Origin of the sequence: Arthrobacter sp. G.S.26, from assembly GCF_050847375.1 — a bacterium.
Taxonomy (GTDB): domain Bacteria; phylum Actinomycetota; class Actinomycetes; order Actinomycetales; family Micrococcaceae; genus Arthrobacter.
This window is the reverse complement of record NZ_CP193752.1, coordinates 2,691,719-2,711,200: the sequence shown is the minus strand read 5'-3', so window position 1 is coordinate 2,711,200 and position 19,482 is coordinate 2,691,719. Positions and strand designations below refer to the sequence as shown.

Genomic DNA, 19,482 nt, shown 5'->3' with positions numbered 1-19,482 from the left:
GCACGGCGGGCGGGCGAATGGATCAGCGTCCACGCGTCCCGCACTGGCCCCGGAACAGCCTACGTTCCTAAGTCAGGTGATCGACGCTATGAATAACAACTTCGAACCTCTCACAGATGCTGAGATGGAAGGCGCGGGCCTCCTTCCCGTCAGTCCCGGCGCTTACGTCAGTCCCGTCGGTTTGCTTGAAGACACGCAAACCGTCGGTTCAACCGGTTCCGTCAGTCCCGTCGGTTCACTTTCGAGGGTACTAACCGACGTGAGAGCCTGGCTCGCCCGCTTTGTCTGCGTCATGGATGACCTTGACCTGGACCTCCTGACGCTTTGGGCGGCTCACACTCACCTTGCTTTCGAGACCTACACGACGCCTCGCCTTGTCCTGGATTCATCCATGCCAGGATCCGGTAAGACCACGGTTCTCGAACACCTGTCTAGGCTCTGCCTGAGCCCGATACAGGCCGCGTCCCTCTCATCGCCGGCACTCCTAACCCGGATGCTCAACAAATCTATGAGAACCATCCTCATAGATGAAGTAGACCGGTCCCTTGACCCGAAGAAACCAGGAGTCGAAGACCTTATCGCGGTCCTGAACTCTGGGTACAAAAGGGGAGCTACGCGCCCCGTACTGGTTCCCGGAAAGGGAGGGGAGTGGGACGTGAGCGAGATGTCTACCTTTTCCCCGGTAGCAATGGCCGGCAACGCGCCGAACCTCCCAGACGATACGCGCTCCCGCTGCATCCGCGTTCTGCTGATGCCCGACCTTGAGGGCCGAGTTGAATCCTCCGACTGGGAAGAGATAGAGGAAGAGGCCCAGGAACTTGGACGGCGACTTGTAGATGCCGCCGAAGAGGCCCGCGAGTTTGTCCGCACGGTTCGCCCCGAACTCCCCGAAGGCTGCATAGGCCGGATCAAAGAACGTTGGAACCCGATAAAGCGGGTAGCAACAGCAGCAGGCGAGCAGTGGGCCGCCATCGCTGACGAACTTATCAAGAGAGACATAGCGGAGGCAGAGATGGATAAGGAAGACGGAATTACCCACCTACCCCCGGCCGTAGTGCTACTCAAGGACATCCGGGACGTATGGGGACCGTCGGACGCGTTCACGCCCTCCGCGGAACTCATACACCGCCTGATTCAGCACAACCCGGCCATGTGGGGGATTGCCAGTAGCTACGGCAAGGAACTAAACGCCCAGCGGCTCGGCCGAATGTTAGTTACCGCGTTCAAACTCCATTCCACAAGGCAGGGAGATTCCAAGCGTGGATACTTCCGGGCCAACCTCGAAAACGTCTGGCGTCGGATGGGGATGACACCCCCGAAACAAACCGACGGGACCGCCGTAACTGGCAGAACCGACGGGCCGCCCTGCTCCCTCCACCCCGTACCCAAACCGAACGTCTGCTTCACCTGCTCAAACCTCCAGGAGGCATCATGACCCACTACGAACTCACAGACGCCGCCGGTAACCCGGAACCAACACTCCCCACCACGCACCCCGAAAGCGAGTAAGACATGACCGACAATCACGGCCCCATTACCGACCTTCACCTGTCAAAAGACCGCCATCCGGTTTCATTCGGGCCGAACACGCCCGTATTGGTAGCAGGCGCGAAGGATCCCAACGACGCCTCCGTGTACGTCCTTATGCCTCACATGTCCGCGCCAGCCGGCGTCGGGCTTGTCCACAGACTCACCGAACAGGACGCCGTGGACCTGATCCGCGCCGTCTACCTCAGCCTCAGCCCGTTCGGCAGAATCACGGCCATGACGGCCTTGGAAGGAGCTTAACCATGGGCCAGATCAACAACCTCTCAGAGTCCGAGTTCCCCGATATTCTGCGCCGCATTCGAGTCCTTGAACGTGCAACGAACCAGAACAACATGGCTATCGGCCGTGGCGGGCTCACGGTCTACGGTGGCGGTGCGATCACCATCGAGAACGGCGGCCTGAACGTCACCGGATCCGCAACCATTACCGGCATCCTCAACGCCGACGGGACAGTGAACCTGACCGGCATCATCGGCGTCAGCGGCCCCCTCACCGTCACCGGAACAACCGCGCTCAACGGACCCACCACAGTAGGCGGAAACACCACCGTAAACGGCGACCTGACCACCAACGGAAAACTCGACGTCAATGGCCCAACCACTCTGGATGGCAACACCACCGCCACCGGAGACCTCACCGTCAACGGGCCGCTGAACATCAACGGCACCTCGACCCTCAAAGGGGACCTCAACGTCACTGGCAACGGAAAAATCAAGGCCGGCGGCATGACCGTGGACCCCGGCCTGTTGGGCGGCAGTGTCCAGTTCACAAACGGCGGCTACCTGTCAGGCACCACGGACGGCCCGCAGCTCACTGGCCCGGCCGGTAACGCCTTCGTCTACGTCCGCAACGCCCTTGCGGGTATTCAGGCCGCAGCCATCAAATTGGTTGGCGCTGTGACGGTACAGGGAGGCCTCCAGATAACCGGCCTGCCAACTACGACCCAACCAGCCAACCTCCACATCGACAGCAGCGGCAACGTCTCCAGGAGCACCGCATGAGCCGCAGTCACCAAATTCCCCGCCCACCCGCGCAGAGCCCCAACATCCCATCCAAGGAGAACCACTGATGTTCACGTCCAAAGCCGAACACTACGGAATCAACATCAAGCAGGGCGTCACCATCAATGCAAAACCCGCGCTCATGACCACGGATAACGGCGAGCACATCGCGGCCGTAGTCGTTTTCAAGTCACGCCAGATCCAAAGCGTCCTACCCCTTGCCGACGCGCTCCGCCTGGCTAACGAGATAGCCGACGCGATAGCCGCCCACCGCATCGCCACCCACAACTAACCGAATCACGAAGGACAGAACCATGATTAATGCACAACTCACCAACCTTGTCATCGCTTCACTCAAAGCAGCCGGCGTCACGCCGCCAGAACTCACCCCGACCCGGCCGTTTCCCAGGCCGACCAAGGTCAGCGCCGAAGAACTTATCGAGGCTGTGATCGCGAGCAAGCACGATGATCCCTACCAAGACCCCGCTGTTATTGCCATCGCTTCCAAGCACTACGTCCAATCACTCGGAACACTGGAGCAGGGACACGTGCAGATTGAACTTGCACGCCGCGCCGCAGAGCTCAATTCCAACAAAGATCTCATCCTCGATCGACTGCAAAAGGCATTCAAAGAGACTGCAGAACAGCTCGTGGAAGATGCTGCACCGATCAAGCAGGTAGACGACCCCGCCGCCATTGATCCTCGAAGTAGCAGCCGGGAAGCTTCGCTCGCCGCCGGAAACGTTATCCACGGAATCAGGAAGCTTGAAGCGATCCTCAAAGCGTGGGCAGACCTCTGGCTCGCGCTCGGGAAGGCCAGCTACGGCGTCGAACGAGGAAAGCCATTCGCCTTCATGAACCCCAACGCCGAGATGTGGGACCAACTTCGGTTGAACCCCACCATCTGGGAAGCGGTTCACATGGGCGAGCCCCTGACCCTTGCAGACAGCCCCGAACATGTCAGTGAACGCTTCCAAGCCATGATCCGCAACGAACAAGCTGCCTTCGATTCGCTGCGGGAAGCGCATCACAGCAAGAATGGCGCGGCACTGCTCAAGTCCTTCCGCGGCTAGGACAAACCAAGGGGTTAGCCGGCCACAACCGTCCGGCTAACCCCCAGGGGCGGGTCCCCCCGCGCCCCTCCGTCTAGCCCCTCTGGGTGTAGGCGATTTCTCTCCCCGGGGAGCTGAATAAATCGACCTGTAGGGCCGGATCCCTTGGAATTAGTGCGATCCGGCCCTAATGTCCCACGTTGAAAGGACTGAAATGGAGCATAAAACCCCATCGGGGCTGAAGGCTGGAGGCAGGAAACTGTGGCGTTCCGTCACTGATGACTTCGAATTGGGCGAGCATGAGCTGAGCATCCTGCTGGAGGCTGCCCGGACTGTGGACGCTTTGGACGCGCTGCAGGCCATTGTTAGGGATGAGGGCGTGACTAATGTATCGCCGCAGGGCGTCAGGGCTCACCCTGCGCTTGTGGAGGCGCGTCAGCAGCGCGTGACGTTGGCCAAGCTTGTGGCGTCCCTACGGATTCCACTGGAGGAAGAGCAGGAGGCTGCCCGGACGCCACAGCGGCGCTCAGGTGTCCGCGGCTTGTCGGCGGTTCAGTGAGGCGCCGGCCGCGGGAAGCGCGGGCCGCGGACGGCCGAGACGGCCCACCCTGGCTTGATGACTTCGACCCCGCAGCATGGCCCGGTACATCCGACTACCAGCGCTGGGAGGCCTGGGACAAAGCCCGCAGGGCATGGGCGAAAACCAACCTTCCAGGCGGTGCCGAGCAACTGAAATCTCATTCTGAAGTCATCCCTGACCGGCCGTGGGCTGAAGTCCGGCATCTGATTTGATGACCACGTAATAGCAAGCAACTAAGAAAGGGCCAATCATGCCTGAAGAAGCAACGAGTATTGAAACGCTGTCTGCCAACGCGAAAGCGGCATTGCTGAAAGCCATCACAGAAGCAGCTCCCAAGGCAGGCGGCGCCGCCGCGCCGCTCGAACTGCTAGCACGGGCTTACTCCGCGGTTGCAGGCTCCGGGCCGCGCAAGGGCGAACTGACCGAGTAGCCGGTAGGAGGAAGTGCGGCCGGGACCTACTTTCAGGCGTCAAGCTCTGCAAGTAGGTCCCGTGCCAGTGACTCCCAAGCAGCAGCGGGAATGGTTGGGTCCGAGGCGAGTCCGCCGGCTACTAGCTGAAGGTCTTCAGGCAGATCCGGATCCCAGTCTGAACCTTCCCTCCCGTAAACCTGGTAGCCGCCCTGCTCCCCGTCGTCCCAGTAAAAGGGCACGTAGGGCGTCCTCACGCGCTCATCGGCGCTTATCAGGGCGATGTAAGGATCTACGGTGGGCACACCGAGGGCGAACAGCTTACCGACCGCAGGAAAACGTTCCTTGTGCTTCCACTGTTGCCAAGCGTGCTGGAAGGCAAATTCGAGGGGCAGCTTGGCGCTCGGCACATGGTAGCGACCTATCATGCACAACCCGAGGGCGATGCCGGCAGATACGGCTTTGTACTGAAAGTTCTTGTCCTGGGTCTTGGTCATCCGGACAGTATAGGACGGCCAACCGGCGACCCCGGACCTCTTGTGAGGTCCGGGGCTGCTTCAGTGTCTGGAATTTCTCAGGTTGCCTTTACCTTGGCGGCAGGCGCCGCAGTAGTAATATCAGCCGCGGCAATGATTGCGGCCGATATGCGCTTCAGGTAGCCCACGCAAACAATCAGCAGCCCCAGGATTCCCCCGCCTGAGAATATGAGCCCGTTACCTGCGCCGTTCAACGCGGTTATTACGTAGAGTATGAAGCTCAGGGCGCAGAACATGATGCCTACGCCAATGAGATTTTCGCCCGGAAGCTTACCGTTTTTCCCCAATATGATTGCCATGAGTTGATTCAACCACGTTGGCTAGCGATCCTCGCACGGTGCTTCTGTTGTTTTGACTGAGGCGGTACTCTCATTGGCAGAGACCTACCATTGGGGAAAAATGCGCAGAGTTGCAATCAGCTTGGCCGTGACAACCTTGCTCCTCACACAGCGTCCGCTACAAGCCCGGTGACCTCGGCCGTCGATCCGGGCAAAGCCGATTCGATGTGGTCACTAAGCGATCGGGACAAGACCAGCCCAAGGGCCATGCGGGGGTCATCCGTGAGTTGCATGATGATCTCCGGAGGCAGCCCGGGCTTCCCCTCTGGCGGGGCTGTGGTCACTCCCAGCGCGGTTTCCCTCAGAGTTATTGGGTCTACGTCAATGTGAAATTCCACGGCCAGCTTGTAAGTAGCCACTGTTAGCTCTGGTCCATTGCGAATATCTGGGCAAGAGCCTCCGCGATCTTCCCGGCCTCAGTTGCGGGAATGGCATTGTCCCGGTCGCCATCCACGTAGAACGTGATGCCCTCATCTACTCCCCAGTGCGAAGTTACTTTCCACTGGTTGCCAGTAAATACAGGACCATCCCACATGCCGCCGATCTGGTCGTTGATATCGAGGGGGCTGTAGGACAGGCGGAATCCGGCCGGCGGTTTAAACTGCGACCGCAGGCGCGACTCTAGCGCTGCAACTTGATCATCCGTCAGGGTTTCCGGTGCCGGGTAGGCGCCCGCGGTAAGGAGTTCCGCGAGGAACTCTGAAGGGTCTTTACCCTGGGCAGCGGCCTGGTCGGCGAGTTCGGCAATGGTGGCGGGCGTTGTGTTGCTGTTCATGGTGAGACCTTTTCTGTGGTGGTGGGCATCCCCAGCGGATGCCGTGAGCCTAGCTTGGTTGTGTGACAGGCGGTGGGGTTTCCTCCCCATTTTTGGGGAGCTGTTTTGGACGGTCGCATTTGAAATGCGGAAGGGCTCGGCTTGTAAGGATGAAACGGACCCAAGGGGCTGGGCTTGTCATAGTCCCTCACCCCGTCACGAAACCCGCCGCCCCCGCCCCTTGTCTGCGACATTCCACGCCCGTAGCCCGCCACGGTATCCGGGGCAGGCTGTAGCGCAACTGACCACTAGCGCATTGTGGACAGCAGCCCCGGCGGTACGGGGCTCTAAGAGGGGTGTAACCGCGCTGACACTGGTTAGCGTCTAGGCCAGCAGGAACGACGCAGGCGGAAGCCTGGAACCGCCAAGGGGCGCGTTTGAAACGCGACCCTTGGGAAGATCCCGACCGCCGCGAACTGTCGGAATTCCGACAGCTTGGACGGGCAGGAGTTAGGCCGGCTTGGTGTGGAGTAGCGCGCCCTTAGCCTCGGTCTTGGTACGGAATCCGCCGAAGGTCACGGCGCCGCATGTCTCGCAGCGGGCCGCGTAGCCCTTGCGCTGGCCCTGGTCGCCGCTAGTGCCGCGCTCGAAGGCAACAGTTACGTGCTTGCTCATGCCGTCACTGCCCCGAAGGTGATGCTCACGAGGAGCGAGGGCAGGAGAAAGAATGCCGACACAATCACGGTGTAGAAAACGAACTGCACTGTGCCTTGCACGGCGCGGGCTGTAGAATTGCTCATGTTGCCGGTCCTGACTACTGGTAACCACGCCCCGGACTGTTTGCAGCAGTGCCGGGGTACTACTTTTATGTAGTGCCTTGAACCTAAGCTCAAGTGCGTTTGTGGTGCCAACGGTCGCCTCGTGCATCGACCTGGTGGTCCATTGCTGCCGGCAGGCCAACGGCAGGCGGGAAGTGACGGAAATCCTGTCGCTGGGCCGCCGGGTGGAGAACGGAATCATCGAGTCGTCACTGGTGTTCGCCACCGTGGACGGCGTACTGCAGCCGAGGGCAAACTCCATGCCGGAGGCCGAAAAATTTGCCCGGGCAGGCTACGACGTAGCCGCCCTGCTGGATCCCCGATGATGGCCGCCCTGGCAGGCATGACGGCGGGTGCAGGGCTTCTCCTTGTTTGGTGGTCCTGCTGGGAATCGCAGGCCGCACGGAAAAGGCCCCGCCGTCCCAACCGGCTCGCCGACCTTTTGGCCGCCTCGGGGGTCGCAAGGGTGAGTGTCGGAGGCCTGATTGGCTCGTGTCTGGGCCTTGGCGCGGCGGTAGGCGCACTGGTTTTCGCCGTCAGTCGTTCCGTTCCCATCGCGGCTTGCTTCGGACTTTTCGCCCTGGGGCTTCCCATCACCATCCTGCGGTGGCAGGCGCGGAAGCGGAGCATGATGCTGCGCCAGCTCTGGCCGGATGTAGTGGATCATCTCCGCTCCGCCATCCGCGCCGGCCTGCCCCTTCCGGAAGCCCTGATCCAGCTGGGCACCAAGGGCCCCGAAGAGCTGCGTCCGGTGTTCCGGGACTTCGGTGCTGACTACCGGGCCGGGGGGCAGTTCGACGGATCACTGACCAGGCTGAAGGACAGGCTCGCCGACCCTGTCGCCGACCGGATCGTCGAAGCGCTGCGGCTTACCCGCGAGGTGGGCGGAACGGATCTGGGCCGGTTACTGGGGACTCTCGCCGAATTCCTGCGCGAAAGTGCTCGTACCCGCAGCGAGCTCGAAGCGCGCCAGTCGTGGACCATCAATGCCGCACGCCTGGCCGTGGCCGCGCCCTGGATTGTCCTGATGCTTCTCGCCACCAGGCCCGAAGCCGTCCATGCCTACAACACCCCCATGGGGGCCGCCGTGCTGCTGGGTGGACTGGTGGTCTCCCTTACCTGCTATTCAATAATGTTGAAGATCGGTGCCTTGCCCCAGGAAGAACGGGTACTGCGATGAACGGCATCCTCACCGCGGGCATCGTTGTAGGGCTCTCGCTGGGCATTGGCCTGTGGCTTGTTGTTGCCAGGTCACCGCTGACGCGGGCCACCACTCTCGCGCAGCGGATCGAACCGCAACTGCGCTCGCAGAACCTCACATCACGGTTGCTCCTCGCCGGCGATACCCGCCCGGCCCCGTTCGGCCCACTGGCAGGTATCCTTCGGCCTGTACTGCATGACGCGCTGGCCGCCCTGGGCCGGTTGAACCCATCTGCCGGTGGCGCGGCACGCCGCCTGGCGCAGGCGGGCATCACCAAATCGGTCCTCGACTTCCGCATGGAACAACTGGTGTGGGCCGCCTACGGGTTCATCGCAGTCCTCGCCATCATGGTTCCCGGGTCAGCATCCGGGCGGCTCAGTCCGGTGCTGGCCGCCGTCCTGGTCGCAGCCGGCGCCGTGGGTGGGTTCGTCGGCCGGGACTACTGGCTGGGAGTCCAAATCCGGCGGCGGGCGGTCCGTATGCTGGCAGAATTTCCCAGCCTCGCAGAGCTGATGGCGCTCGCGGTCAGCGCCGGTGAGAGCGCCACCGGGAGCCTGGACCGCATTTGCAGGACTGCCCGGGGCGAGCTGGCCCGCGAGTTTGCGATGATCCTTGCCGAGACCCGGTCAGGCAAACCCTTGGTTCAGGCGTTGCAGGAGTTTTCAGCGCGCACGGACCTGGCACCTTTGGCCAGGTTCGTTGACGGAATCATCGTGGCGGTTGAACGCGGAACACCCCTGGCTGATGTGCTCCGGGCGCAGGCCCAGGACGTCCGCGACAACGCCAAACGCGATCTGATGGAAGCCGCCGGCAAGAAGGAGATCGCCATGATGGTGCCCCTTGTGTTTGGCGTCCTGCCGCTTACCGTCGTCTTCGCAGTTTTCCCCGGTCTCGCCGCCATCAACCTGGGTTTTTAGGAAGGCCCGCCGCACTGCGACCAACAACCAGCCAAGGTCGGGGGACCGGGCGGCCATCTCCGGAAGTACTCAAGAAACAGGACGGTCAAATGAAAACCATCGGACTCCGCGTCGTGGTGGCGCTTGTTATCCTTTTGGCGCCAACCACCGGTAAACACCGGCCCGCCAACCGCCGCCGTGCCCGCACCATCCCCTCCACTGCACAGCGGACCGGTGGCAAAACTCCGGGAAGTGGGCACCCGGAACGCGGCGACGTCCCCGGCTGGGTAATGATCACATTGATGTCGGCCGTCCTGGTGGCCGCGCTGCTTGCCTTGGCCGGTCCCGCCCTTGAAGCGATGTTCAACCAGGCCATGGACACGGTGGGTGGGTAGCCCGTGTCCACCCCCGCCAGGAGCCGGCTCCGCCAACCGGCGTCCGAGCTTCAGCCGGCGGACGCCGGCGAACGTGGGTCCGCGGTGGTCGATTTTGTCCTGGTCGGGAGCCTGCTGACTGTTCTGTTCCTTGCGGTCATCCAGCTGACACTGATCCTGCACGTCCGGAACACCCTTGTTGATGCCGCTGCTTCGGGTGCCCGCTACGGGACCCTCGCCGACCGTAATGCCGCGGATGCGCAGGAGCGGACCCGCAGCCTGATCGGAACCGCACTGAACCCCGGCTTTGCTGGGGAGGTCAGCACCGGGGAGGTGACCGTACAGGGACTTCGCACCCTCGAAGTGACAGTGCGCGCACCGTTGCCGGTCATCGGGCTGATCGGACCCCAGGGGATGCTGGAGGTTACGGGCCATGCGGCGGTCCAGCAGTGACCCGCGGAAGAGTGCAGGTCTTCGGATGCCGGATGCATTCCCGGCCCTGAACCCACCAGCGGACCCGGATGCAGGAACCGACGGTGAACGGGGGAGCGCGGTGGTGGAATTCACCTTCCTGGCGGTCCTGTTACTGGTTCCCCTGGTGTACTTCATCATCACTGCCGGCCAGGTCCAGGGCGCTTCCTTCGCCGTGGCCGGTGCAGCCGACCAGGCCGCCAAGGTGTTTGTGGCGTCGCCTGCGGAGGTGGACGCCCGCGCCGCCGCCGAGCAGGCAGTTCAGCTAGCCCTTGCGGACTTCGGCCACGGCCTGGATCAGGCCCGGGTGGATACCAGCTGCAGCTCCGCTGACTGCCGGGCAGCCGGCTCAACAGTCACTTACACCATCCGGTTGACCGTTCCGCTGCCGTTCATACCCTTTAACAACGGGCTTGGCCTCCATGCCACGGAGGTGCAGGCCTCATCCACCCAAATGGTCGGCAGGTTCCGGTGACGCCGCGCGCCGAAGAAGGACAGATCACCGTGATGGTGGTGGGCTACCTGGCCGTCGCGCTGCTGGTGGCCACCGTGATGCTGGGCATCACCTCGGTGTACCTGGAGCACAAGCGCCTGCTGTCCCTGGCCGACGGCGCCGCCCTGGCCGCGGCGGACAGCTTCACCCTCGGCGAAGTGGCAGCCCAGTCGGGCAGCCCGGCAGCCCTCCTCGACCCGGGCAGGGTCCGCAGCGCGGCCGCGGACTTCGTGGCTGGCAGCCCTGCCGCTCTCCGCTTTGACAGCCTGGCTGTGGCGGGGGAGACCGGTACCCGGGATGGAGCCACGGCAGTGGTGGTCCTGACCGCTGCCGTCCACCCGCCCATCGTGAACTTCCTGGTCCCGGGCGGTATTCGCATCGAAGCCAGGTCCACCGCCCGGTCCCGGCTCACCCGGTGACCACGGCACGTGACGGACGGTTTTGCCGGATAGCGTAGGGTTAAACAACCATGGCCAATATTGATTTTTCCGCTGAAATCCGCGCGCTACGCGGCACCTACACCTCCATCGAACGCGTTACCGATGTTGAGGCACTGAAGGAAGACATCGCCGAACTGAGCGAGCGGGCAGGCGAGCCCAACCTTTGGGATGACCCGGCGGCGGCCCAGAAAATCACCTCAAGGCTCTCCCACCGCCAGTCCGAACTGGAGCGCCTCACCAGCCTGGAATCCCGGATCGACGACCTTGAGGTCCTGGTGGAACTCGGCCAGGACGAGGGCGACGCCGACTCCATGGGCGAAGCAGCCACGGAGCTGGAATCCATCCGAAAAGCCCTCAAGGACCTCGAGGTGGTCACCCTGCTGTCCGGCGAATACGATGAGCGGGAAGCCGTGGTCTCCATCCGGGCAGGCGCCGGCGGCGTGGATGCCGCGGACTTCGCCGAGATGCTGATGCGCATGTACCTCCGCTGGGCCGAACGCCACGGTTACCCCACCACGGTGATGGACACGTCCTACGCCGAAGAAGCCGGCCTGAAATCCGCCACGTTCGAGGTTAAGGCCCCCTACGCGTTCGGCACCCTCAGCGTTGAAGCCGGAACCCACCGCCTGGTCCGCATCAGCCCGTTCGACAACCAGGGCCGGCGCCAGACGTCCTTCGCCGCCGTCGAGGTCATTCCGCTGATCGAACAGACGGACTCCATCGAGATCCCGGACAACGAAATCCGCGTGGACGTCTTCCGTTCGTCGGGCCCGGGCGGCCAGTCGGTCAACACCACCGACTCGGCAGTACGCCTCACGCACCTTCCCACCGGCACGGTCGTCTCCATGCAGAACGAAAAGTCCCAGCTCCAGAACCGCGCCGCCGCCATGCGCGTGCTCCAGTCCCGGCTGCTGCTCCTGAAAAAGGAGCAGGAAGACGCCGAAAAGAAGGCCTTTGCCGGCGACGTCAAAGCCTCCTGGGGCGACCAGATGCGGTCCTACGTCCTTAACCCCTACCAAATGGTCAAGGACCTCCGCACCGAACACGAAGTGGGCAACACCTCGGCCGTGTTCGATGGCGAGATCGACGACTTCATCGACGCCGGCATCCGCTGGCGCACCGATAACCGCAACGCCGAAAAGTAAACCCCGCGGCGGCGGCCTTGCCGACACGCCATCGGCAAAAAGCATGTGATGCCGGCAACCCTGCGTATAGTCGAGGGGCCGGGGCCCTAATTCCCCCAAACGAAAACCCGTGCACCGGCTGCAGACTGGGCTGCAAGTCTCAGCCATGCCTGCAGGGTACTTAGGGCCATGATCCGATTCGAAAATGTCACCAAGGTCTACGACCAGACAGCCAGGCCTGCGCTGGACGCCGTCAACCTTGAGATTGACCGCGGCGAATTCGCCTTCCTCGTGGGCGCATCCGGCTCCGGGAAATCCACCTTCCTGCGCCTTGTGCTCAAGGAGGACCGGGCGTCCTCCGGTGCGGTGTACGTCGCCGGCCAGAACGTCGCCAAGATTTCCAGTTGGCGGGTGCCGCGCCTGCGCCGCGGCATCGGCGTTGTCTTCCAGGACTTCCGCCTCCTGCCCCAGAAAAACGTCTTCGCCAACGTGGCCTTCGCCATGCAGGTCATCGGCCGAAGCCGCAGCGTCATCCGGGACACCGTCCCCGAGGTCTTGAAGACCGTGGGCCTGGAAGGTAAAGAGCACCGCATGCCGCACGAGCTTTCCGGCGGTGAGCAGCAGCGCGTGGCCATTGCCCGCGCCGTGGTCAACCGGCCCGGCATCCTGCTGGCTGATGAGCCCACCGGAAACCTCGACCCCACCACATCCATGGGCATCATGGGCATCCTGGACAAGATCAACCAGAACGGCACCACCGTGGTGATGGCCACGCACGACGACGACATCGTCAACGAGATGCGCAAACGGGTGGTGGAACTCAAGAACGGCGTGGTTATCCGCGACGAGGCCAAGGCCCTTTACACGTCCATGATTCCCGTGGTGGGCCAGTCCCGCCGGCTCAAGGATGCCAGTGGCCGGGAAACCCAGGACGAGGCGCCCGGGGAAAGCGGGGCACAGCGATGAGGCTCGCATTCATCCTCAGCGAGATCGGCAGCGGCCTGCGCCGCAACGTCTCCATGGTGGTCTCGGTCATCCTGGTCACCTTTGTCTCCCTCACGTTTGTGGGCGCAGCCGGCATGCTGCAGATGCAGATCAACCAGATGAAGGGCTACTGGTACGACAAGGTCCAGGTCGCCATTTTCCTCTGCAGTGACGGCTCGACGGCGGCCAGTTGCGCAGGCGGTCCGGTCACCCCGGAGCAGCAGGACAGCCTGAACACCCTGCTGGAATCCCCGGCGGTGGGCCAGTACATCAACGACTTCGCGTTCGAATCCCGCGAGGAAGCGTACGACCACTTCAAGAACCAGTTCTCCAACTCGCCCATCGTGGACTCCGTCACGCCGGACCAGCTGCCGGCGTCCTTCCGGATCAACATGAAGGACCCGGAAAAATACCAGATCATCAGCGAGACCTTCTCTTCCCAGGCAGGCGTGGAAACGGTCATTGACCAACGACAACTGCTGGAACGCCTGTTTTCCGTCATGAACGGAGCCTCCCTGGTGGCCGTCAGCATCGCCGGCGTGATGATCGTCTGCGCCATCCTGTTGATCGCCACCACCATCCGGCTCTCAGCGTTCAGCAGGCGCCGGGAGACGGGGATCATGCGCCTGGTGGGCGCCTCCAAGACGGTGATCCAGCTGCCGTTCATCCTCGAAGGGGTGATCGCCGCCGTCATCGGCGCCGCCCTGGCCTCAGCCACGTTGTGGGCCGTGGCGCGTTTCTTCCTGGGCGACTTCATGGCCCAGCAGTACCCTGACACGGCGTTCATTTCCGCCGGACAGACCCTCATCCTGGCGCCGGCGCTGCTGTTGCTGGGTGCTTGTTTGGCAGGAATTTCGTCCCTCTTGACCCTTCGCAGATACTTGCGCGTCTAGGCTGTGCAAACCAACCAAGGAATGCTTATGAACGTCATGGCTCAACCTCCCCACGGCCGCCGGTCCACCCGGAGCCGCCAGGCCGCACGCCGGTCCGGCCTCATCAGTGGCCTCCTCGCCGTCGTGCTCGCCGCCGGGCTGGCGTCCTCCGGGCCTGCCGCCATGGCCGACGAGCTCGAGGACCAGCAGGCAGCGCTGCAGGCCGAAGCTGCACGCGTCCAGCAGTCCCTGGAGTTCGTTGATTCGCGCATCGCCAAGGCCGCCGGCGATCTGGTGCTGTACCAGGGCCAGTTGCCCGGCGCCCAGCAGGCACTCCTTGAAGCGCAGGGCCGCGTGGCAGGTGCCGTCAAGGAAGTGGAGGCGCTCTCCGCCCGCGTGGACATGGCCCAGCAGAACAAGGCCAAGATCACGCAGCAGATGGAGTCGGACAAGCAGAAGATCACCGACACGAAAAAGCTGATCGGCCAGATCGCCACCCAGGCCTACAAGTCGGGCGGCGTGCCGTCCAACCTGTCGCTCTTCTTCGGTTCCAACACCGGCAGCAGCCTGACGGAAACCATGGACCTCGCGGACCAGGCAATGCGCAGCCAGAACGCCGCCATGGATAAGCTCACCCAGCAGAACGCCACCAACGTCAACTCCCAGGCCCGGCTGCAGGCCGTGGAAGCGGAGATCAAGGAACTCAAGGCCAAGGCCGATGCGGCCCTCGAACGCGAAAAGGCCTTCCGGGACGAGGCCGCAGCCAAAAAGGCCCAGGTGGATCAGCTGATCGCAGACACCACCCGCCTCGACGCCGAACTTCAGGCCGCCAAGCCCGGCATCCAGTCCCAGCTGGCCAGCGTCCAGGCCAGCCAGAACGCAGTGGCCGCTGAAATCGAGGAACGCGACCGCAAACTGCGTGAAGCGTGGGAAGCCGAGCAGCGCCGGATCGCCGAGGCAGCCGCTGCCGCCGCAGCCGCCGCCGCAGCGGCAGCGAACCGCCCCGCCCCGCCGGTGGAAACGTTTGTGCCGCCTGTTGGGTCGCCGTCGGCCTTTGGCCTGCGCCACCCCTTCGCGTCCAGCGTCCCCATCACCTCCGGCTTCGGCTACCGCAGCACCCCGCCCGGCAGCATCGATTTCTACGGCACCGGTGGCTACATGCACACCGGCATCGACTTCGGTGCCCCCTGCGGCACGCCGGTGTACGCGGCTGCGGCCGGCGAAGTCTTCAGCTCAGGTTGGAACTCGGCCGACGGCGGTGGCTGGCGGGTCAAGATCTCCCACGGCCTGATGCAGGGCAACACGCTGAACACCATTTACTACCACAACTCCAGCATCGTGGTCTCGAACGGCCAGCGCGTCTCGCAGGGCCAGCTGATCGCTTATTCCGGCAGTACCGGCAATTCCACCGGCTGCCACGCGCACTTCGAAACCTGGGTGAACGGCCAGGCGATGGATCCGATGCGGCTGCTTTAGGCCCTGCCGTAGACTTGTATGATCCCGCGCCGGCTGGCCGGGGCAACAACCGAGACTGATATTGAGGAGCTTTCCCGTGCCCAAAGAAAGTGGCCGTAAAGTGGTGGCCACCAACCGCAAGGCCCGGCATGATTACCACGTGCTGGATACCTACGAGGCCGGCATCGCGCTGATGGGGACAGAAGTGAAATCTCTGCGCGAGGGCCACGCCTCAATGGTGGACGGATTCTGCACCTTCTACAACGACGAGCTGTGGATGGAAGCCATCCACATCCCGGAGTACAACCAGGGCAGCTGGACCAACCACGCTGCCCGCCGCCGCCGGAAGCTGCTGCTGCACCGCGAAGAACTGACCAAGATCTCGCACAAGATCAGGGAAACCGGCTACACAATCGTCCCGCTCCAGCTCTACTTTGTGGACGGCCGGGCCAAAGTGGAGATCGGGGTGGCCCGCGGCAAGCGCGAGTACGACAAGCGCCAGACGCTCCGCGAGCAGCAGGACACCCGTGAGGCCCAGCGGGAGATGCGGGAGCGCAACCGCCGCCGCTAGGAATGAAACCGGCGGATCATGCGTTAGTATAGGTAGTCCGGTGGGCTTTCCCACCGGTTTGATAACAAAATACGGGGATGATCGGTTTCGACGATGTTAGTCGCGACAGGTGAAGCGGGCCGAGGATGCAGAATTATCTCGTAAACGCTGTCTGCAAAACAATAATCGCCAATTCAAAACGCGATGACTTTGCTCTTGCTGCCTAAGCAGTAAGACCAGTCCGTCAGCCCGAGGTTGCTATTGCCCCGGATGCTGGCGTCATTTAGATAGCCACTGCTGTTTGCCCCCGTCATCGGGGTAAACGGGACACTTTGATGACTGGGCCCGGATCGGCCAGCTGTTTGCAGCATGGCCGGGGCCGAGAAAGTCCGACGCAAACTGCGCCCGGAGAAGCCCTGACAACACGACATCGGACGGGGGTTCAATTCCCCCCATCTCCACATTTTGCTGTGCCGCGAGGCAACGCAGTACGGCCCGGACTCTTGTCCGGGCCGTACTGCGTTAACCAGGCTGACCCTCAGCGCTTCTTAAGGTGCGCCACGGGGTCCGGCGCACCGTCCAGGGGAGTCCTGGTTTTCTTCTCGGCGCGCTTTTGTTTAATGGTTTTAACCGGCTTTTTGGTTATGTGCCGGTGTGGTGACTTGTCAGGCATGGCGGGCTCCCTCGGCGAATCGGGACACCACGTGCCCCTCCTCGTAAAATACGCCTGTTTGCCGCGGAAGGAAATGCCCTGGGTCAGGCCGGTGCCTGGACGTCCACCACACCTACAAAGCGTGTTCCGACGCCGTCGAATTCGGTCCTGACGAAGCCCGCGGGCCGCTCCGGGACCTCCTGCTTGGTATGGTGTTCGCAGGCCACAAAACTGAAGTCCGGCCACCATTTTTTCGGCCGGGCCGCTTCCTCATAGCCGCAGACAGTGCACTCCAGGTGCACCCAGACCGGACGCTTGCCGGTGCGGTTTGCGCGGGACTGCACCAGCCACGGGGGAGGGGCGTCCAGGATCGCCCCCAGCTCCGCTTCGCTCATCCATTTGGGCAGGCCATGGCGCTGTGCCATTTCCAGGGGTATTTCGAGGGCAATTGCCGCGTCACGTCTGCTGATCATCAGGTACAACTTTACGGGAGCCCACCAAATCAGTCCGGTCTGGTGGGATTGCCGGGGGTCCGGCTAGCCGGTAACGGCCATGCCGGCAGCGGCAGCCGCAACGCCCAGGGCCAGGTTGGCCGTCACGTTCACCGTGGCAGCCCCGTAACGGGCTTCGCTGATCAGGCGCACCGTAGCGGTGGTCCACGAGCTGAACGTGGTCAGGCCGCCGGCCAGGCCGGTGGCCAGGGCGGTCTGCCACTCACCGGTCAGTCCCAGTCCGCCGGTCACCCCCGCGGCGGCTCCGATCACAAAACAGCCCACCATGTTGACCAGCAGGGTTGCCCAGGGCCAGTGCCGCGCGCCATTACCCGCTTCCGCCTGGCGGGCCGCCTGCTGGGCGAACCAGCTGTCTGCCGCGAACCGGAGGAGGGCCCCGGCTACCCCGAACAAGCCCACCAACAGCGCGGCGGTCATGGCTGCTCGTTCCGGGTCGGGGACGCCACTTTGCCGAGCTGCCAGCCTGCACCCGCGGCGGCCAGGCCCAGCACCAGGGAAAGGGCCAGGTACGCCGCCCACACCACATGCGCGCCGGACTGCGCCAGCCGGTCCACGGCGAAAATTACAGCGGAGAAGGTGGTGAAAGAGCCCAGCAGGCCCGGTCCCAGCCCTGCCCGCAGCCAGAAGGGAGTATGCGGGCGGTTCAGCCAGAAAGTGGTCAAGGCAGCCAGGAGGAAGCTGCCGCACACGTTGATTCCGAGCGTGGCCCAGGGGACACCGTCCGGAACATCAGGGAAGGCGAGGCCGAGGCCGTACCGCAGCTCGCTGCCCACCAATCCGCCCACAGCCACCGCCAGCCATGCCGGCGCCGCAGGCATACCGGGGCGGCTCATGCGGGGACGGTGCCGCGCAACAGCCCCTGGCGCGGTCCGTGCGTCACGTCAGCTGCCCACCAGGAGGCAACCTTGGTGCGTTTGCTCGCTGTGCACCCAGAGCGCCGAGGTGATTTCGTCAGCGAGGTCAAACTCACGGCTGTTCCCAACGCCACCGATCCGGACCACCAGGGCACCGCCGAACGGCCGGCGGCCCACCACCTCCACTTCGGCGTCCAGGTCGATCCGCTCGGCGGCCAGGTACCGCAACAATTCAGGGTTATCGTCACTGATCCGGGTGATTCTGCCGGTGTGGCCCTCATCCAGCCCGGAAAGCAGGTGGGCGGCAGGCATCAGCACCTCACCGGACGCCGTGGGAATGGGGTCGCCGTGCGGATCGCGGCGGGGATCGCCCAGTTGGGCGGCGACGCGTTCGATGAAGGTGTCCGAGACGGCGTGCTCCAGCAGTTCGGCTTCGTCGTGGACCTCGTCCCAGCTGTAGTCCAGCTGCTGGACCAGGTACGTCTCAATCAGCCGGTGGCGGCGGACCATGGCCAGGGCCAGGCGCAGGCCCGGGCCCGTCAAGGTAATGGCGCTGTAGGGCTTGTGGTCAACGAGGCCCTGGTCCTTGAGCTTGCGGACCATCTCCGAGACGGAGGAGTTGGCCACACCCAGGCGCTGGGCCAGCTGCGAGGAGGTGATGGGTTTGTCCTGCCACTCGGTAAACGAGTAGATGACCTTGACGTAGTCCTCGATCGAGGAGGAGGGCGCGCTGGTCTTCACAGCATCAAGCTTACCGGGTACTGCACCGCCGCTGGCCGGCAACGAGATTCACGCCGCCGTGGCCCGCCATGCCAGGGTCAGGTAGGGCAGGTCGATGATTTCGCCGTCCCGGTGGCCAAGATGCTCATGCAGGTACCAGTCCAGGTTGGCCAGCACCTTGGCGCGGGTGGGTTCGGAGGCCCTGAGATAGTAGCTGCGCGTTTTGGTGAGCTCCATCAGGCCCGTGGTGGTTACAGGGTCCTGCCACCGGGTCACGTACCCCTCAAGGCCTTGGAATTCAGGCCCGACGGCGGGCCGGTGGCCAGGCTTGTAGACGTCGCCCGCGTGCATGATCCGGGACAGCCGGTGGACCCAGGGAACGGAGGTGTCCAGCTGGTTCCAGACCAGCCCCAGCGTGCCGCCCGGGCGAAGGACCCGGGCGAGCTCCGTGCTGGCCGCAGCTGCGTCGCACCAGTGCCAGGCCTGGGCCACGGTGACGACGTCGAACGCCGCCGCCGGCAGGCCGGTGGCCTCTGCGGTGCCCAGGACAGCCGTGGCACGTGGATAGTGCTCAGCCAGCTGTTCCAGCATGTCCGCGGACGGGTCGACTGCGGTGACGGCCAGTCCTTTGGCCAGGAGCAGTGCGGTGAATTTGCCGGTGCCGGCGCCGACGTCCAAAACCTCACCGGCCGTTGCGGGCACCAGCCAGTCCGCGGCTGCCGCCGGGTAGCCCGGCCGGACCTGCTGGTAATGCTCGCCGCCGTCCTGGAAGCTTTGGCCCAGCTCCTGGCGCCGGTTGTGTTCCAGCTTGGGGCCACCCCGGACCACGCGCGGCCTCCTTCAGTAGA

At 63.6% G+C, this 19,482-nt stretch carries 28 protein-coding genes, 1 other RNA gene and 1 pseudogene; 20 read left to right on the top strand and 10 right to left on the bottom strand.

Annotated features, from left to right (window positions below):
- Window positions 1-88 precede the first annotated feature (88 nt).
- The 7 genes from ACRB8A_RS12435 to ACRB8A_RS12405 all read left to right on the top strand — a co-directional run bounded on the left by ACRB8A_RS12435 (window position 89) and on the right by ACRB8A_RS12405 (window position 4,611).
- Window positions 89-1,435, top strand: coding sequence for a DUF3631 domain-containing protein (locus ACRB8A_RS12435; protein ID WP_432244805.1), 1,347 nt, complete (start codon window positions 89-91; stop codon window positions 1,433-1,435).
- Between the two features lie 218 nt (window positions 1,436-1,653).
- Window positions 1,654-1,788 (top strand): hypothetical protein, encoded by a 135-nt coding sequence (locus ACRB8A_RS12430; protein WP_432244804.1) that lies wholly within the window; start codon window positions 1,654-1,656, stop codon window positions 1,786-1,788.
- A 2-nt stretch (window positions 1,789-1,790) separates the two neighbouring features.
- Window positions 1,791-2,549 (top strand): hypothetical protein, encoded by a 759-nt coding sequence (locus tag ACRB8A_RS12425; RefSeq protein WP_432244803.1) that lies wholly within the window; start codon window positions 1,791-1,793, stop codon window positions 2,547-2,549.
- 67 nt (window positions 2,550-2,616) lie between these two features.
- Window positions 2,617-2,841, top strand: coding sequence for a hypothetical protein (locus ACRB8A_RS12420; RefSeq protein WP_432244802.1), 225 nt, complete (start codon window positions 2,617-2,619; stop codon window positions 2,839-2,841).
- 22 nt (window positions 2,842-2,863) lie between these two features.
- Window positions 2,864-3,622, top strand: coding sequence for a hypothetical protein (locus ACRB8A_RS12415; RefSeq protein WP_432244801.1), 759 nt, complete (start codon window positions 2,864-2,866; stop codon window positions 3,620-3,622).
- 193 nt (window positions 3,623-3,815) lie between these two features.
- Window positions 3,816-4,160, top strand: a complete 345-nt coding sequence (locus tag ACRB8A_RS12410) for a terminase (protein ID WP_432244800.1) — start codon at window positions 3,816-3,818, stop codon at window positions 4,158-4,160.
- A gap of 271 nt (window positions 4,161-4,431) precedes the next feature.
- Window positions 4,432-4,611 (top strand): hypothetical protein, encoded by a 180-nt coding sequence (locus ACRB8A_RS12405; RefSeq protein WP_432244799.1) that lies wholly within the window; start codon window positions 4,432-4,434, stop codon window positions 4,609-4,611.
- A gap of 32 nt (window positions 4,612-4,643) precedes the next feature.
- Here ACRB8A_RS12405 and ACRB8A_RS12400 read toward each other — a convergent pair whose 3' ends face one another.
- From ACRB8A_RS12400 to ACRB8A_RS12380, 5 genes are all read right to left on the bottom strand, one after another.
- Complete coding sequence (locus ACRB8A_RS12400) at window positions 4,644-5,087, bottom strand: hypothetical protein (RefSeq protein WP_432244798.1); 444 nt, start codon at window positions 5,085-5,087, stop codon at window positions 4,644-4,646.
- 77 nt (window positions 5,088-5,164) lie between these two features.
- Window positions 5,165-5,425, bottom strand: coding sequence for a hypothetical protein (locus ACRB8A_RS12395; RefSeq protein WP_432244797.1), 261 nt, complete (start codon window positions 5,423-5,425; stop codon window positions 5,165-5,167).
- A 400-nt stretch (window positions 5,426-5,825) separates the two neighbouring features.
- Window positions 5,826-6,239, bottom strand: coding sequence for a hypothetical protein (locus ACRB8A_RS12390; RefSeq protein WP_432244796.1), 414 nt, complete (start codon window positions 6,237-6,239; stop codon window positions 5,826-5,828).
- Between the two features lie 489 nt (window positions 6,240-6,728).
- Complete coding sequence (locus tag ACRB8A_RS12385; protein ID WP_432244795.1) at window positions 6,729-6,893, bottom strand: hypothetical protein; 165 nt, start codon at window positions 6,891-6,893, stop codon at window positions 6,729-6,731.
- Window positions 6,890-7,018: a hypothetical protein gene (locus ACRB8A_RS12380; RefSeq protein ID WP_432244794.1), complete on the bottom strand. Its 129-nt coding sequence runs from the start codon at window positions 7,016-7,018 to the stop codon at window positions 6,890-6,892. Before ACRB8A_RS12380 ends, ACRB8A_RS12385 begins: the two co-directional genes overlap by 4 nt.
- 89 nt (window positions 7,019-7,107) lie before the next feature.
- Between ACRB8A_RS12380 and ACRB8A_RS12375 the strand changes: the two are divergent.
- The 13 genes and pseudogenes from ACRB8A_RS12375 to ssrA all read left to right on the top strand — a co-directional run.
- A pseudogene (locus ACRB8A_RS12375) lies at window positions 7,108-7,362 on the top strand (CpaF family protein); the annotation flags it as partial.
- A complete protein-coding gene (locus ACRB8A_RS12370; RefSeq protein WP_056597482.1) occupies window positions 7,362-8,216 on the top strand; it encodes a type II secretion system F family protein in 855 nt (284 codons plus the stop codon). The pseudogene ACRB8A_RS12375 and the gene ACRB8A_RS12370, both read left to right, overlap by 1 nt.
- Window positions 8,213-9,154: a type II secretion system F family protein gene (locus ACRB8A_RS12365; RefSeq protein WP_432244793.1), complete on the top strand. Its 942-nt coding sequence runs from the start codon at window positions 8,213-8,215 to the stop codon at window positions 9,152-9,154. Before ACRB8A_RS12370 ends, ACRB8A_RS12365 begins: the two co-directional genes overlap by 4 nt.
- A gap of 89 nt (window positions 9,155-9,243) precedes the next feature.
- The gene (locus ACRB8A_RS12360) at window positions 9,244-9,528 is read left to right on the top strand and encodes a hypothetical protein (protein WP_285240745.1); all 285 of its coding nucleotides are present in this window, start codon (window positions 9,244-9,246) and stop codon (window positions 9,526-9,528) included.
- 84 nt (window positions 9,529-9,612) lie between these two features.
- On the top strand, window positions 9,613-9,960 hold the full coding sequence (locus tag ACRB8A_RS12355; protein ID WP_231686064.1) for a TadE family protein: 348 nt from the start codon (window positions 9,613-9,615) through the stop codon (window positions 9,958-9,960).
- Window positions 9,961-9,985: 25 nt separating this feature from the next.
- Window positions 9,986-10,453, top strand: a complete 468-nt coding sequence (locus tag ACRB8A_RS12350; protein WP_050685635.1) for a hypothetical protein — start codon at window positions 9,986-9,988, stop codon at window positions 10,451-10,453.
- Between the two features lie 32 nt (window positions 10,454-10,485).
- Entirely contained in the window at window positions 10,486-10,890 is a 405-nt protein-coding gene (locus ACRB8A_RS12345) for a pilus assembly protein TadG-related protein (protein ID WP_432246039.1), read from the top strand.
- 50 nt (window positions 10,891-10,940) lie between these two features.
- Entirely contained in the window at window positions 10,941-12,056 is a 1,116-nt protein-coding gene (gene prfB / locus ACRB8A_RS12340; protein ID WP_056597211.1) for a peptide chain release factor 2, read from the top strand.
- Window positions 12,057-12,224: 168 nt separating this feature from the next.
- Window positions 12,225-13,001, top strand: coding sequence for a cell division ATP-binding protein FtsE (ftsE, locus tag ACRB8A_RS12335; RefSeq protein ID WP_432244792.1), 777 nt, complete (start codon window positions 12,225-12,227; stop codon window positions 12,999-13,001).
- The gene (ftsX, locus tag ACRB8A_RS12330; protein ID WP_432244791.1) at window positions 12,998-13,912 is read left to right on the top strand and encodes a permease-like cell division protein FtsX; all 915 of its coding nucleotides are present in this window, start codon (window positions 12,998-13,000) and stop codon (window positions 13,910-13,912) included. The genes ftsE and ftsX overlap by 4 nt, the downstream gene beginning before the upstream one ends.
- Window positions 13,913-13,939: 27 nt before the next feature.
- Entirely contained in the window at window positions 13,940-15,367 is a 1,428-nt protein-coding gene (locus tag ACRB8A_RS12325) for a M23 family metallopeptidase (protein WP_050685640.1), read from the top strand.
- Between the two features lie 76 nt (window positions 15,368-15,443).
- Window positions 15,444-15,917, top strand: a complete 474-nt coding sequence (smpB, locus tag ACRB8A_RS12320) for an SsrA-binding protein SmpB (protein ID WP_050685641.1) — start codon at window positions 15,444-15,446, stop codon at window positions 15,915-15,917.
- A gap of 73 nt (window positions 15,918-15,990) precedes the next feature.
- Window positions 15,991-16,360: a transfer-messenger RNA gene (ssrA, locus tag ACRB8A_RS12315) on the top strand.
- 292 nt (window positions 16,361-16,652) lie between these two features.
- Here the strand turns inward: ssrA and ACRB8A_RS12310 are convergent.
- From ACRB8A_RS12310 to ACRB8A_RS12290, 5 genes are all read right to left on the bottom strand, one after another.
- On the bottom strand, window positions 16,653-17,021 hold the full coding sequence (locus ACRB8A_RS12310) for a hypothetical protein (protein WP_050685665.1): 369 nt from the start codon (window positions 17,019-17,021) through the stop codon (window positions 16,653-16,655).
- Between the two features lie 63 nt (window positions 17,022-17,084).
- The gene (locus tag ACRB8A_RS12305) at window positions 17,085-17,477 is read right to left on the bottom strand and encodes a fluoride efflux transporter FluC (protein WP_050685642.1); all 393 of its coding nucleotides are present in this window, start codon (window positions 17,475-17,477) and stop codon (window positions 17,085-17,087) included.
- Window positions 17,474-17,893: a fluoride efflux transporter FluC gene (locus tag ACRB8A_RS12300; RefSeq protein ID WP_050685643.1), complete on the bottom strand. Its 420-nt coding sequence runs from the start codon at window positions 17,891-17,893 to the stop codon at window positions 17,474-17,476. The genes ACRB8A_RS12305 and ACRB8A_RS12300 overlap by 4 nt, the downstream gene beginning before the upstream one ends.
- 48 nt (window positions 17,894-17,941) lie before the next feature.
- Complete coding sequence (locus ACRB8A_RS12295) at window positions 17,942-18,655, bottom strand: metal-dependent transcriptional regulator (RefSeq protein ID WP_050685666.1); 714 nt, start codon at window positions 18,653-18,655, stop codon at window positions 17,942-17,944.
- Between the two features lie 48 nt (window positions 18,656-18,703).
- A complete protein-coding gene (locus ACRB8A_RS12290) occupies window positions 18,704-19,462 on the bottom strand; it encodes a class I SAM-dependent methyltransferase (protein WP_056597216.1) in 759 nt (252 codons plus the stop codon).
- Between the last annotated feature and the right edge of the window lie 20 nt (window positions 19,463-19,482).